The sequence below is a fragment of the Qipengyuania sp. genome, from assembly GCF_042095715.1.
Taxonomy (GTDB): domain Bacteria; phylum Pseudomonadota; class Alphaproteobacteria; order Sphingomonadales; family Sphingomonadaceae; genus Qipengyuania.
Map to the genome: position 1 here is coordinate 1 of NZ_JBELMO010000040.1, position 11,367 is coordinate 11,367.

The window sequence follows — 11,367 nt, forward strand, 5'->3', positions numbered from 1 at the left end:
ATCACCACAACCCGACAAACACCCCCCCCAACCCTAAAGGCCGCCCGCCGGGGCGGCCTTTTTCTTGGTCCGGATATCAGGGGGACGCCGCGGGCGGGGGTCAGTCCTCCGCCTTGGCGACCGCCTTTTCATCCATCAGCTGCTGCAATTCGCCGGCTTCGAACATCTCCATCATAATGTCGCTGCCGCCCACGAATTCGCCCTTCACGTAAAGCTGGGGGATGGTGGGCCAGTCCGAAAAGCTCTTGATGCCCTGGCGGATTTCCATGTCCTGCAGCACGTCCACACTGTCGAAGGCGACATTGCAGTGCTCCAGTATGGCCACGGCGCGGCTGGAAAAGCCGCACTGCGGGAACAGCGGGGTGCCCTTCATGAAGAGGACCACGTCGCTCGCCCCGACGATGTCGGAAATGCGTGCGTTTACTTCAGCCATGACGACCGGTTCCTTGTATTGCTTGGGCCCGCCGGTGCGCGAGCATCGTCCGGCGAATCAGGTGGGAACTTCGGTGGTGACTTGCAAGGCGTGGAGCTCCCCGCCCATGCGCCCACCCAGCGCTTCATAGACCAGCTTGTGCTGCTGCACCCGGCTCTTGCCCGCGAATTGCGGCGCCACGACATGGGCGGCGTAATGATCGCCGTCCCCCGCCAGATCGCGGATCGTTACCACCGCGCCGGGTAGCGCATCGGCGATCAAGCTCTCGATTTCCTGCGCGGGCATGGGCATCGCGGGCGCCTCAGTTGTTGCCGGACATGAACTGGCGGCGCGCTTCCACGTTGCATTCCGCCAGCTTGCTGCGCACTTCGGCTTCGCCCACGTCGCAGCCCGCCTGCGTCAGATCGCCCACCAGCTTGCGGATCACGTCCTCATGCCCGGCTTCCTCGAAATCGGCCTGCACCACGGATTTCTTGTAGGCGTCGGTCTCTTCGGCGGTCAGGCCCATCTTTTCGGCGGCCCATTCGCCCACCAGCCGGTTGGCGCGCGCGGCGATCTTGAAGCTGGTCTCCTCGTCGAACGCATATTTGGCTTCCTCGCCGCGCTCACGATCCTTGAAGTCGGTCATCGATATTCCTTCGAAAAGTGGTCTGTTCGCGATTTAGGGGGCAGGCGCGCGGGTGGCAATGGGTGTGCGGCGTCGATGAGCGCACGGGCCGCCTGCGTTCCCGCCTTCGACATGACGAGGGATGTGTGGCGGAATGACGAGGGGGCAAGGGCGGAAAAGGGGCCATTTCCTGGCCCCCCAAACTCACGCCATCGTCACCACCAGCTTGCCCACCGCGCCCCGGCTGTCGAGCTTGGCGATGGCTTCGTGCGCCCGGTCGAGCGGGTAGGTTTCGCTGACCAGCGGGCTGATCTTGCCCGCCTGCCACAGTTCGAACAGCTCGGCGATATGGGCCGCGTTGCGTTCGGGGAAGCGCGCGGCGAAGGCGCCCCAGAACACGCCGCGGATGTCGCAGCTCTTGAGCAGGGTCAGGTTGAGCGGCATCTTGGCGATGCCTGCCGGAAAGCCGATAACCAGAAAGCGGCCTTCCCATGCGATCGATCGCAGCGCGGGTTCGGAATAATCGCCGCCTACGATGTCGTAGACGATATCGGCGCCATCTTTGCCCACCGCGTCCTTGAACTGCTGGGCCACCGATTTGGACGTATCCTTGTCGAAAGGCGCGCGGGGGTAGATCACCACATCGTCTGCCCCGGCCTTCTTCGCGACCTCGCCCTTCTCCTCGGTGGAGACGGCGGCGATCACGCGGCAGCCATAGGCCTTGGCCAATTCCACCGCGGACAGGCCCACGCCACCCGCCGCGCCCAGCACCAGCACGGTTTCGCCCGCCTTGATGTCGCCGCGATCCTTGAGACCGTGGATGGTGGTGCCGTAGGTCATCAGCAGGGCGCTGGCCTGCACCAAGTCGACGCCGTCGGGCACCTTGAACAGCTTGGCGGCGGGCACCACCACCTGTTCACGCAGGCCCCCGCTGCCGACACCGGCGATGACCTTGTCGCCCACCTGCCAGCCGGAAACGCCTTCGCCCACAGCCGAGATAGTGCCGGAGATTTCGCCGCCGGGGGAGAACGGGCGGGGCGGCTTGAACTGGTACATGTCCTTGATGATCAAAGTGTCGGGATAGTTGATGGCGCAGGCGGCCACATCGACCACCACATCCTCGGCGCCCGGTGTTGGGGCCTCGATATCCTCGACCACCAGCGTTTCGGGGCCGCCGACTTCCTTCGACAGGACTGCTTTCATCAGGTTCTCTCCATTGTGGGTTCCAGCCACGGCATGTGTGCCGCGCGCTGCTGTTCATAGGTGTCGATGGCCGGGGCGCTCGAAAGCGTCAGGCCGATCTCGTCGAGCCCCTCCAGCAGGCAATGCTTGCGGAAGGGGTCGATCTCGAAATGGAAACGGTCCTGGAAGGGGGTCGTCACGGTCTGGTTTTCCAGGTCGATATGCACGGGATCGGTCTCAGCGACCTCCATGAGCCGGTCGATCTGTTCCTGCGGCAGCTCCACCGCCAGGATGCCGTTCTTGAATGCGTTGCCCGAGAAGATGTCGGAGAAGCTGGGCGCGATCACCGCCTGTATACCCATGTCGCCCAGCGCCCAGGCGGCATGTTCGCGGCTTGAGCCGCAGCCGAAATTGTCGCCCGCGATCAGGATCGGCGCGCCCGCATATTCGGGCCGGTCGAAGATATTGTCGGGATCCTTTCGCAGGCTTTCGAAGGCGCCCTTACCAAGCCCTGTGCGGCTGACCGTCTTCAGCCAGTGGGCCGGAATAATGACGTCGGTGTCGACGTTCTTGGCGCCGAAGGGGATCGCGCGCCCCTCTATGGAGGAGACAGCATCCATCAATCGGTCTCGGGCGCCTCGCCTCCCGGAACGGGGCCGGACTGCGGCCCGCCGGCCTTCTTCTCCTTGCGCTTGTTGGCATAGAGCAGGGCGGCGGCAAGGGCAGCGGAGCCCACGGCACCCGCGATGGCGGCGGCGGCTTTGGCTTTCTCGGTCATGCAGGTCTCATGCGGAGGTCCGGACGGGAAGGCAAGGGTTAGTCCACCAGCTCCCTGACATCGGTCAACCGTCCGCGCACCGCGGCGGCGGCGGCCATGGCGGGGCTCATAAGGTGGGTGCGCGCTCCGGGACCCTGGCGGCCGGTGAAGTTGCGGTTGCTGGTGCTGGCGCAGCGTTCGCCCGGCGGGACCTTGTCGGGGTTCATGGCGAGGCAGGCGGAACAGCCCGGCTCGCGCCATTCAAACCCGGCTTCGGTGAAGATGCGGTCCAGCCCCTCTTCCTCCGCCTGGCGCTTGACCAGGCCTGATCCGGGCACGGCGATGGCCCAGCGTACTCCCGCCGCCTTGTGCCGGCCCTTGAGCACTTCGGCTGCGGCGCGCAGATCCTCGATCCGGCTGTTGGTGCAGCTGCCGATGAAGACGTTCTCGATCGCGATCTCGTTCAGCGGCGTCCCGGCGGCAAGACCCATGTAGTCGAGGCTCTTGGCCGCGGCGGTCTGCTTGGACGGATCGGCGAAGCTCTCGGGCGCGGGCACGGTGCCGCCGATGGGAGCGGTATCTTCCGGGCTGGTGCCCCAGGTGACGGTGGGCTCTATCTCCGCCGCGTCGATCACCACCGATTTGTCGAACCGCGCGCCGGGATCGGTGGCCAGTGTGCGCCACCACGCCACCGCTTCGTCCCAGGCGGCGCCCTGCGGAGCCATGGGGCGGCCCTTGAGCCAAGCGAAAACTGTGTCGTCGGGCGCGATGAGCCCGGCGCGCGCGCCGCCTTCGATGCTCATGTTGCAGACCGTCAGCCGGCCTTCCACGCTCATGTTCTCGAACACGGCGCCGCGATATTCGATGACATGGCCGGTGCCGCCCGCTGTGCCGATCCGCCCGATGATGTGCAGGATCAGGTCCTTGGGAGTGATGCCGGGGCCGAGCTCGCCCTCCACGCGGACCTCCATGGTCTTCGACTGCTTGAGCAGCAGCGTCTGCGTGGCGAGCACATGCTCCACTTCGCTGGTGCCGATGCCGAAGGCGAGCGCGCCGATCCCGCCATGCGCGGCGGTGTGCGAATCGCCGCAGACGATGGTGGTGCCGGGAAGGGAGAAACCCTGTTCCGGCCCCACGACGTGGACGATCCCCTGTTCGGCCGCGGTCGCGGGGATGTAACGGATGCCGAATTCGGCGGTGTTGCGCTTCAGTGCGGCGAGCTGCTGCGCGCTTTCGGGGTCGGCGATGGGCAGCTCGCTGCCGTCGGGCGCCAGCCGCGCGGTGGTGGGGACGTTATGATCGGGCACCGCCAGCGTCAGCTCTGGGCGGCGGACAGGCCGGCCCGCGGCGCGCAGCCCCTCGAAAGCCTGGGGGCTGGTGACCTCGTGGACGAGGTGGCGGTCGATGTAGAGGAGGCTTGTGCCATCCTCTCGCCGGTCCGCCACATGGGCGTCCCAGATCTTTTCGTAGAGGGTACGGGGGCTGCTGGCCATGGCGGGCTCGCTATGCCTGCCGGCCTCGCGGGGCAAGAGCAATCGGCGCAATTTAACGCCGGTCAGTGCCGCCCCGCTGGTCGAATCGATCCTTAAGGCGGGGCATGCAGGCGCGATCGTTGCGGTAATGGGTCCGGCGGCCTCAGCCTATTGTGGGTATGGCACCGGTCGGAAGGGCAATCCGAAAGCCAAATCGCCGCGTCGCGGACAATTACCCGTAATTTAACTGCAATTGCGTATGGAGTTTGTAACCTGTCTGCGCTAACTTACAATCATGTCAGCAGATTCCTTCGCGATGCCCATCACGGTCGAGCCAGCCGACATCGATTTCATGGGTCACGTCAACAACGCACGCTACCTCACCTGGGTGCAGGAGGCGGTGCTGGCGCACTGGCGCAAGATTGCACCGAGCGAGGACGTGGCGAGCAAGGCCTGGGTCGCGCTCAAGCACGAGATCACCTATCGCAATCCCGGCTTCCTGGGCGACGATGTCAGCGCACATCCGGTGCTGGAAAGCTTCAAGGGCGCGCGCGCCTTCTACCGAACGGTGATTCGCCGGGGCGAAGAAGTGCTGGCCGAGGTTCAGTCCGCCTGGTGCTGCATCGATGCCGAGACGCTCAAGCCCGCGCGTATCGGGGATCACCTGCGCGAGTTCTTCTTTCCTGCCGCCGAATAGACTATATCGGCCCCGATGGCCGTTATTCTCCCTGTTCTGATTGTCGTTGCCACCATCTTCGCGATGGAGGGCGTCGCCTGGGCGAGCCACAAGTATATCATGCATGGCTTCGGCTGGGACTGGCATCGCGATCATCACGAACCGCATGACAACATGCTGGAGAAGAATGACCTTTACGGTCTGGTCGGCGCGGCGATGAGCATTTCCATGTTCGCGCTGGGCAGCCCGCTGGTGATGGGCGATGCCGCCTGGTGGCCCGCCACCTGGATCGGCCTCGGCATTCTGGGCTACGGGATCATCTACACGCTGGTGCATGACGGGCTGGTCCATCAACGCTATTTCCGCTGGGTGCCGCGCGGCGGCTATGCCAAGCGGATCGTGCAGGCGCACAAGCTGCATCACGCCACCGTGGGCAAGGAAGGCGGGGTCAGCTTCGGGTTCGTTTTTGCGGGCGATCCGGCGAAGCTGAAGGCGGAACTGCGGCGCCAGCGGGAGGCGGGCATCGCCGGGGTGCGCGAAAGCGCCGGTGCCTGATACGGGCTTTGGGTCAGGGGCATGAGCGGGAGCGAGGACCTGACCGGCACCTGGCACGGCAGCTTTACCTACCCGGGCCATTCGGACCCCGAAACGCCCTTCCTCGCGATCATTGAAGAGCTGGCCGGCTCTTTGTGCGGCACCATCGTGGAGCCCGACCAGTTCTATGGCCAGGGCACCATCGACGCGGTGATCGCCGGTTCACGCGGCGGGTTATCCGTGGATTTTACCAAGTCCTACCGCAATGGGCTCAGGGGGTACGACAACCCCGTCGATTACGTCGGCCGCCTTTCCGGCGACGGCATGACCATCACCGGCGTCTGGAGTCTGCTGGAGCTCGACGGCACCTTCACCATGGAACGCGAGGCGGAAGCCGAGGAGCCGGTTGAAGCGGAAGAGGCCGTGGAATTGCCTGCGCGGTAGGGTGCCAAGGCAAATGGTGGGGCGGAGGAACCTGCTGACCCCGTTTGATTTCCACGTTTCGTGGGTGAGGGGAAGTGCGAACAATCACGTCGGGTCGGCTCGATGTTTGAATTTGGGATGTAAACCGGGCGCTCGCAAATTGTCCGCACCCGTTAAAACTTTGCTATATCGCCAGCTTATGGACCCCCAAACTCACACATGGGCACCACACCGATGGAGGGTGCTACTCGCGTTCATGGTAGTGCCAGGTATCGCCGCATTCACACTCGCAATGTTCCAACCGTTATACGCGGGACTAGACAGTTATCTGGAAAGGGTCGGGCGAACTGGATTAGTCTTTACGTTATTCGCGTATCCGTTCGGCCTGCTGTTGGGCGTGCCTTCCTATGTCTTTCTGCGCGATAGGGTAAAGCCTACATGGCTCAACTGCACCTTCGTGGGTGCATTGGTTGCAGCAACGCCTTGGCTGCTTTTCGCCTTGCTACCTCCTTCTGCCGATCAGGCAAGCATCGGCGGAAGGGCGACTGTCGTGAATGGTGCCACGACAGCATATGGCTATCTGATCGCCTTGCAATTTGCGGGAATCATCGCGCTCAGCGGTGCGCTGGCGGGATTGCTTTTTTGGGTGATCGCAACCCCTCGGCGCAATGTCAGCTAAAGGGGACGTTAGCCGACAACGGTGCGCCATGCTGGACTTCTGCTATCCGCAACAGGATTAGTGATTGCTGCAAAAGTGACGCCAAACCCCGATACCCCTCAGTCCCCCGGCTGGATCGCCTCGTGGCGGGTGTCGTAGTAGCTGGCGACGCGGTCGGCGTAGGCCTGATTGAAATCGGGGGCGTTGTTGGACCAGCTGGGGCCGCCCTCCAGCAGGCGGCGGTCCACGGTCACGATATAGAGATCGTCCACCGCATTGTAGCTCAGCAATTCGAAGGGGAGCGGATAGTAGCTCTTGTTGAGGCCGAGGAATCCCCCCAGGCTCAACACCGCATGTGTGACCGTGCCGGTGCGTTTGTTCACCATGTAGCTGTGCACATGCCCCATCTTCTCGCCGTCGCGGCTGCGGACGGTCATCTCGTCGACTCGATTGGACGCAATGAGCAGGGTTTTGTCGGGCGTGGCGGTATCGGTCATAAAAGCTCCTTCGGACTTCGAAAACCCGCAGCAAGCCCGCAAGGTTCCGGCGACCTGCGTTTTATCCTTCCAGCGCCGCCGCCTTTTCCAGCGCGACCAGATAGCCTTCCCAGCCCAGGCCCTTGACCTCCGCCACCGCGCCCATCCCGACATAGCTGACGTGGCGGAAGCTTTCGCGGGTGAGGGGGTCGGACAGGTGGACTTCGATCACCGGCACCGAAACCGCCTTGATCGCATCGAGCAGCGCGACCGAGGTGTGGGTGTAGGCGCCCGCATTCAGCAGCACCGCCTTGGCGCTCTCACCATACGCCTCGTGCAGCCAGTCGACCAGCACGCCTTCGTGATTGGTCTGGCGGAAATCGACCTCCACGCCCAGTTCGCGCCCGCGCGCGCTGACCGCCTCGCCGATCTGGTCCAGCGTGTGCGATCCGTAGATATGCGGTTCCCGCGTGCCGAGCAGGTTGAGGTTGGGGCCGTTGAGAACGAAGACACGATTGCTCATGGCGGTGCCCTAACCGGCGGGTGGCGCTGCGCCAAGCGCTTGCGCGAAGCTTTGCTTTTAAGACTGTCCGACAGGGGGACGCATCGGCCCGCCGCCGCTTTACAAAGGGCCGGTCGCCTGACAGTGCGGCGCTGCCTTCGCGCTTGCGAAAGCTTGGGATCCACGACGCGCCATCAAAGGATTGCACTATGAATCGACGGGGTATCATCCTGGCGGGCGGATCGGGCACGCGGCTGGCCCCGCTGACCGATGCCGTCTCCAAGCAGCTCGTGCCGGTCTACGACAAGCCGATGATCTATTATCCGCTGTCGGTGCTGATGCTGTCGGGCATCCGCGAGGTGCTGATCATCACCACTCCGCACGACCAGACGAGCTTCCAGCGCCTGCTGGGCGATGGATCGCAGTGGGGCATGGAAATCCAGTATGCCGTGCAGCCCGATCCGGGCGGACTGGCGCAGGCTTATCTGATCGGCGCGGAGTTCGTGGGCGATGGGCCGAGCGCATTGGTGCTGGGCGACAACATCTTTTACGGTCACGGCTTCGGCGAGCTGTTGGCGAAGGCCGACAATCGCACTGAGGGCGCGACCGTGTTCGGCTATTACGTCAACGACCCCAAGGCATACGGCGTTGTATCCTTCGATAAGGGCGGCAAGGCCGAAACGATCGAGGAAAAGCCCGAGCAGCCAAAGTCGAATTACGCGGTGACGGGCCTCTATTTCTACGACGGCGAGGCGCCGCGCATCGCGAAGGAAATCAAGCCCAGCCCGCGCGGCGAGCTGGAGATCACCGACCTCAACCGCGTCTATCTGGAAGCGGGTAAGCTGAATGTGGAGATCATGGGGCGCGGCTATGCCTGGCTCGACACCGGGACCCACGCCTCGCTGCTGGATGCCGGGCAATATGTTCGCATCACCGAAGAACGGCAGGGCCTCAAGATCGCCTGCCCGGAAGAGATCGCCTGGCGCCTGGGCTTCATCGACGATGCCAAGCTGGAGGAAATCTCTCAGCGGCTGGTGAAGAGCGGTTATGGCGATTATCTGCTTCGCCTGCTCAAGGGCGAAGGGGCGGTCGGGTGAAGGTCACGCGTTTCGACATCGACGGGCCGCTGGAAATCGAACCGCGCGTGTTCGGGGACGAACGCGGCTTCTTCATGGAAAGCTGGAGCCGTCGCGTGTTTGCAGACATCGGGATCGACTGCGATTTCGTGCAGGACAACCACAGCCGCTCCGCGCGCGGCGTGCTGCGCGGGCTGCATTTCCAGGACCCGATGGTGCAGGGCAAGCTGGTTCGTGTCGCCAGCGGACGGGCGTGGGACGTGGCGGTGGACATCCGTCGGTCTTCCCCAACCTATGGCCGGTGGGCGGCAGTGGAACTCACCGCCGAGAAGAAGAACCTGTTCTGGGTGCCGGCGGGCTTTGCGCACGGCTTCCTGAGTCTGGAGGACGGCACCGACTTCCTCTACAAATGCACCGAATATTACGCGCCCGAGCATGAGCATGCGATCCGCTGGGACGATCCGGAGCTGGCGATCGACTGGCCGCTGGAGGGGATCGAGCCGCAGATTTCGGCGAAGGATGCCGCGGCCAAGAGCTTCCGCGATAGCGAGGGCTTTGCGTGAAGGTTCTCGTCACCGGGGCGGGGGGGCAGCTGGGTTTGGCGCTGGTGGCCCGCGCGCCGAAAGACACGGAGGTGATCGCCGCCAGGTCGGGTGACCTCGACATCGCGGACCGCACTGCGGTGGCGGCGCTGGTTGAGCGCGAACGCCCGCAGCTGATCCTCAACGCCGCTGCCTATACCGCCGTCGATCAGGCGGAAAGCGATGCGGAGCGGGCGAAGGCGGTCAACGACACCGGCACCGCCAATCTTGTCGCAGCGGCTGAAGCCGTGGGCGCGCGAGTGGCGCATGTCTCCACCGATTTCGTCTTCGATGGCTCTGCCTCTGTCGCCTATACCCCGGACGCGCCCACCGCGCCTCTGGGGGTCTATGGCGCGACCAAGCTGGCGGGCGAGGGGCATCTGCGGGAAGGGGACCTGTGCGTGCGGACCGCGTGGGTCTATGCCGCGCAGGGGAAGAACTTCGTGCGCACCATGCTGCGCCTGATGGCGGAGCGCGAGGAGCTGGGCGTGGTCGCCGACCAGATCGGGTCGCCCACCAGCGCTGATGATCTGGCCGATGCGCTGTGGCAACTGGCGCTCGCCGGAGAGAGCGGCGCCTTCCACTTCACCGACAGCGGCGTTGCCAGCTGGTACGATTTCGCCGTCGCCATCCGTGACGAGGGAGCGCGGCTCGGCCTGCTGCCGGGCACGGCGGCGCGGGTGAAGCCGATCGCGACCAGCGATTATCCCACCCCTGCCAAACGCCCCGCATTCTCTGTATTGGACACGCGCAAGACGGCGATTGCGCTGGGCGGCGCGGCGCCGCATTGGCGGCATTCGCTGATCAAAGTTCTGGAGCAGATCAAGACCCATGGCTGACATCCTCGTGACCGGCGGCGCCGGCTTCATCGGCAGCAATTTCGTGCGTTACTGGCGGGAACAGCGTAACCAGGGCGTGGTCGTGCTGGATGCGCTGACCTATGCCGGCAACGCCGCCAGCATCGCCGATGTCGAAGGCGCCACGCTGGTCGAAGGCGACATCTGCGACACCGATCTGGTTCAAAAGCTGCTGCGCGACAATGACATCCGCACCATCGTCCACTTCGCGGCTGAAAGCCATGTGGACCGATCCATCACCGGGCCCCATGCTTTCGTGCAGACCAATGTCATCGGCACGCACAGCCTGCTGCGCGCGGCCAAGGCGGAATGGCTGGACCGGGGCGGGGACGAACCGCACCGCTTCCACCACGTCTCCACCGACGAAGTCTATGGCTCGCTGGGCGCGGACGATCCGGCCTTTTCTGAGACCACCGCCTATGCCCCCAACTCGCCCTATTCGGCCAGCAAGGCGGGCAGCGACCATCTGGTGCGCGCCTATCACCACACCTTTGGCATGGACGTGGTCACCACCAATTGTTCCAACAATTACGGCCCGTACCAATTTCCCGAAAAGCTTATCCCGCTGTTCCTGATCAACGCGCTGGAGGGCCGCAACCTGCCCATTTACGGTGACGGAATGAACGTGCGCGACTGGCTGTTCGTGACCGATCACTGCCGCGGGATCGAACTGGCGCTGGAGAAGGGCAAGCCGGGCGAGGTCTACAATATCGGCGGGGGCGAGGAATTGCCCAATCTGACGGTGATCGAGACAATCTGCGATGTCGTTGATCAGGCCTTCGCCAAGGATCCGGCTTTGCGCGAACGCTATCCCGATGCCCCGGCGGCCAGGGGCGAACCCACCGAAAGCCTCAAGACCTTCGTGGAGGATCGCAAGGGCCACGACCGTCGCTATGCCATTGACGAGCGCAAGGCGCGCGCCGAGCTGGGTTATGTCCCGGCGGTCGATTTCAAGGGCGGCATGGAACGCACCATTGCCTGGTATCTGGCCAATGAGGACTGGTGGCGCCCGCTTCTGGCACGCTGAAGCCGGGCGGGTTCAATAGGTTGGCGGGCGCCGACCTATCGAAATCCAATTTCCTTTCCTACACATAACCAAAATGGTTAGATAACGGACGAATCGGGGCCGGTAT

The 11,367-nt window shown here is 64.1% G+C and carries 17 protein-coding genes; 8 read left to right on the forward strand and 9 right to left on the reverse strand.

Going from position 1 to position 11,367, the window contains the following annotated elements; genetic code table 11:
- Positions 1-100 precede the first annotated feature (100 nt).
- The 7 genes from grxD to leuC form a co-directional block, all read right to left on the reverse strand.
- Positions 101-433, reverse strand: coding sequence for a Grx4 family monothiol glutaredoxin (gene grxD, locus ACFDTG_RS10405; RefSeq protein WP_375290973.1), 333 nt, complete (start codon positions 431-433; stop codon positions 101-103).
- Positions 434-490: 57 nt separating this feature from the next.
- Entirely contained in the window at positions 491-724 is a 234-nt protein-coding gene (locus tag ACFDTG_RS10410; protein WP_375290974.1) for a BolA/IbaG family iron-sulfur metabolism protein, read from the reverse strand.
- 10 nt (positions 725-734) lie between these two features.
- Complete coding sequence (locus ACFDTG_RS10415) at positions 735-1,061, reverse strand: DUF1476 domain-containing protein (RefSeq protein WP_375290975.1); 327 nt, start codon at positions 1,059-1,061, stop codon at positions 735-737.
- A gap of 183 nt (positions 1,062-1,244) precedes the next feature.
- On the reverse strand, positions 1,245-2,243 hold the full coding sequence (locus ACFDTG_RS10420; RefSeq protein WP_375290976.1) for an NADPH:quinone oxidoreductase family protein: 999 nt from the start codon (positions 2,241-2,243) through the stop codon (positions 1,245-1,247).
- Entirely contained in the window at positions 2,243-2,842 is a 600-nt protein-coding gene (gene leuD, locus ACFDTG_RS10425; RefSeq protein ID WP_375290977.1) for a 3-isopropylmalate dehydratase small subunit, read from the reverse strand. Before leuD ends, ACFDTG_RS10420 begins: the two co-directional genes overlap by 1 nt.
- On the reverse strand, positions 2,842-3,000 hold the full coding sequence (locus ACFDTG_RS10430) for an isopropylmalate isomerase (RefSeq protein WP_375290978.1): 159 nt from the start codon (positions 2,998-3,000) through the stop codon (positions 2,842-2,844). The genes leuD and ACFDTG_RS10430 overlap by 1 nt, the downstream gene beginning before the upstream one ends.
- 38 nt (positions 3,001-3,038) lie before the next feature.
- Positions 3,039-4,472: a 3-isopropylmalate dehydratase large subunit gene (gene leuC, locus ACFDTG_RS10435; RefSeq protein ID WP_375290979.1), complete on the reverse strand. Its 1,434-nt coding sequence runs from the start codon at positions 4,470-4,472 to the stop codon at positions 3,039-3,041.
- 274 nt (positions 4,473-4,746) lie between these two features.
- Here leuC and ACFDTG_RS10440 point away from each other — a divergent pair, with 274 nt between their 5' ends.
- From ACFDTG_RS10440 to ACFDTG_RS10455, 4 genes are all read left to right on the forward strand, one after another.
- A complete protein-coding gene (locus ACFDTG_RS10440; protein WP_375290980.1) occupies positions 4,747-5,148 on the forward strand; it encodes an acyl-CoA thioesterase in 402 nt (133 codons plus the stop codon).
- Positions 5,149-5,163: 15 nt separating this feature from the next.
- Positions 5,164-5,682 carry a sterol desaturase family protein gene (locus ACFDTG_RS10445; RefSeq protein ID WP_375290981.1) on the forward strand — a complete coding sequence of 173 codons (519 nt, stop codon included), beginning with the start codon at positions 5,164-5,166 and terminating at the stop codon, positions 5,680-5,682.
- 21 nt (positions 5,683-5,703) lie between these two features.
- Positions 5,704-6,105 carry a hypothetical protein gene (locus ACFDTG_RS10450; RefSeq protein WP_375290982.1) on the forward strand — a complete coding sequence of 134 codons (402 nt, stop codon included), beginning with the start codon at positions 5,704-5,706 and terminating at the stop codon, positions 6,103-6,105.
- 241 nt (positions 6,106-6,346) lie between these two features.
- Positions 6,347-6,763: a hypothetical protein gene (locus ACFDTG_RS10455; RefSeq protein ID WP_375290983.1), complete on the forward strand. Its 417-nt coding sequence runs from the start codon at positions 6,347-6,349 to the stop codon at positions 6,761-6,763.
- A gap of 98 nt (positions 6,764-6,861) precedes the next feature.
- On the opposite strand, the gene ACFDTG_RS10460 is transcribed toward ACFDTG_RS10455, so the two are convergent.
- Positions 6,862-7,239, reverse strand: a complete 378-nt coding sequence (locus ACFDTG_RS10460; RefSeq protein ID WP_375290984.1) for a PRC-barrel domain-containing protein — start codon at positions 7,237-7,239, stop codon at positions 6,862-6,864.
- Positions 7,240-7,300: 61 nt separating this feature from the next.
- Positions 7,301-7,741 (reverse strand): type II 3-dehydroquinate dehydratase, encoded by a 441-nt coding sequence (locus ACFDTG_RS10465; protein WP_375290985.1) that lies wholly within the window; start codon positions 7,739-7,741, stop codon positions 7,301-7,303.
- 188 nt (positions 7,742-7,929) lie between these two features.
- Between ACFDTG_RS10465 and rfbA the strand changes: the two genes are divergently transcribed.
- From rfbA to rfbB, 4 genes are read left to right on the forward strand one after another with little or no spacing between them, the layout of a single operon-like run.
- Entirely contained in the window at positions 7,930-8,817 is an 888-nt protein-coding gene (gene rfbA / locus ACFDTG_RS10470) for a glucose-1-phosphate thymidylyltransferase RfbA (protein ID WP_375290986.1), read from the forward strand.
- Positions 8,814-9,359: a dTDP-4-dehydrorhamnose 3,5-epimerase gene (gene rfbC, locus ACFDTG_RS10475; RefSeq protein ID WP_375290987.1), complete on the forward strand. Its 546-nt coding sequence runs from the start codon at positions 8,814-8,816 to the stop codon at positions 9,357-9,359. The genes rfbA and rfbC overlap by 4 nt, the downstream gene beginning before the upstream one ends.
- Positions 9,356-10,216: a dTDP-4-dehydrorhamnose reductase gene (gene rfbD, locus ACFDTG_RS10480; protein WP_375290988.1), complete on the forward strand. Its 861-nt coding sequence runs from the start codon at positions 9,356-9,358 to the stop codon at positions 10,214-10,216. The genes rfbC and rfbD overlap by 4 nt, the downstream gene beginning before the upstream one ends.
- Positions 10,209-11,261 carry a dTDP-glucose 4,6-dehydratase gene (rfbB, locus tag ACFDTG_RS10485; RefSeq protein WP_375290989.1) on the forward strand — a complete coding sequence of 351 codons (1,053 nt, stop codon included), beginning with the start codon at positions 10,209-10,211 and terminating at the stop codon, positions 11,259-11,261. The genes rfbD and rfbB overlap by 8 nt, the downstream gene beginning before the upstream one ends.
- Positions 11,262-11,367: the final 106 nt, after the last annotated feature.

Coding starts and splice junctions, on each gene's coding strand:
- grxD (WP_375290973.1), bottom strand. CDS start 433: ATGGCTGAAGTAAACGCACGCATTTCCGACATCGTCGGGGCGAGCGAC.
- ACFDTG_RS10410 (WP_375290974.1), bottom strand. CDS start 724: ATGCCCATGCCCGCGCAGGAAATCGAGAGCTTGATCGCCGATGCGCTA.
- ACFDTG_RS10415 (WP_375290975.1), bottom strand. CDS start 1,061: ATGACCGACTTCAAGGATCGTGAGCGCGGCGAGGAAGCCAAATATGCG.
- ACFDTG_RS10420 (WP_375290976.1), bottom strand. CDS start 2,243: ATGAAAGCAGTCCTGTCGAAGGAAGTCGGCGGCCCCGAAACGCTGGTG.
- leuD (WP_375290977.1), bottom strand. CDS start 2,842: ATGGATGCTGTCTCCTCCATAGAGGGGCGCGCGATCCCCTTCGGCGCC.
- ACFDTG_RS10430 (WP_375290978.1), bottom strand. CDS start 3,000: ATGACCGAGAAAGCCAAAGCCGCCGCCGCCATCGCGGGTGCCGTGGGC.
- leuC (WP_375290979.1), bottom strand. CDS start 4,472: ATGGCCAGCAGCCCCCGTACCCTCTACGAAAAGATCTGGGACGCCCAT.
- ACFDTG_RS10440 (WP_375290980.1), top strand. CDS start 4,747: ATGTCAGCAGATTCCTTCGCGATGCCCATCACGGTCGAGCCAGCCGAC.
- ACFDTG_RS10445 (WP_375290981.1), top strand. CDS start 5,164: ATGGCCGTTATTCTCCCTGTTCTGATTGTCGTTGCCACCATCTTCGCG.
- ACFDTG_RS10450 (WP_375290982.1), top strand. CDS start 5,704: ATGAGCGGGAGCGAGGACCTGACCGGCACCTGGCACGGCAGCTTTACC.
- ACFDTG_RS10460 (WP_375290984.1), bottom strand. CDS start 7,239: ATGACCGATACCGCCACGCCCGACAAAACCCTGCTCATTGCGTCCAAT.
- ACFDTG_RS10465 (WP_375290985.1), bottom strand. CDS start 7,741: ATGAGCAATCGTGTCTTCGTTCTCAACGGCCCCAACCTCAACCTGCTC.
- rfbA (WP_375290986.1), top strand. CDS start 7,930: ATGAATCGACGGGGTATCATCCTGGCGGGCGGATCGGGCACGCGGCTG.
- rfbB (WP_375290989.1), top strand. CDS start 10,209: ATGGCTGACATCCTCGTGACCGGCGGCGCCGGCTTCATCGGCAGCAAT.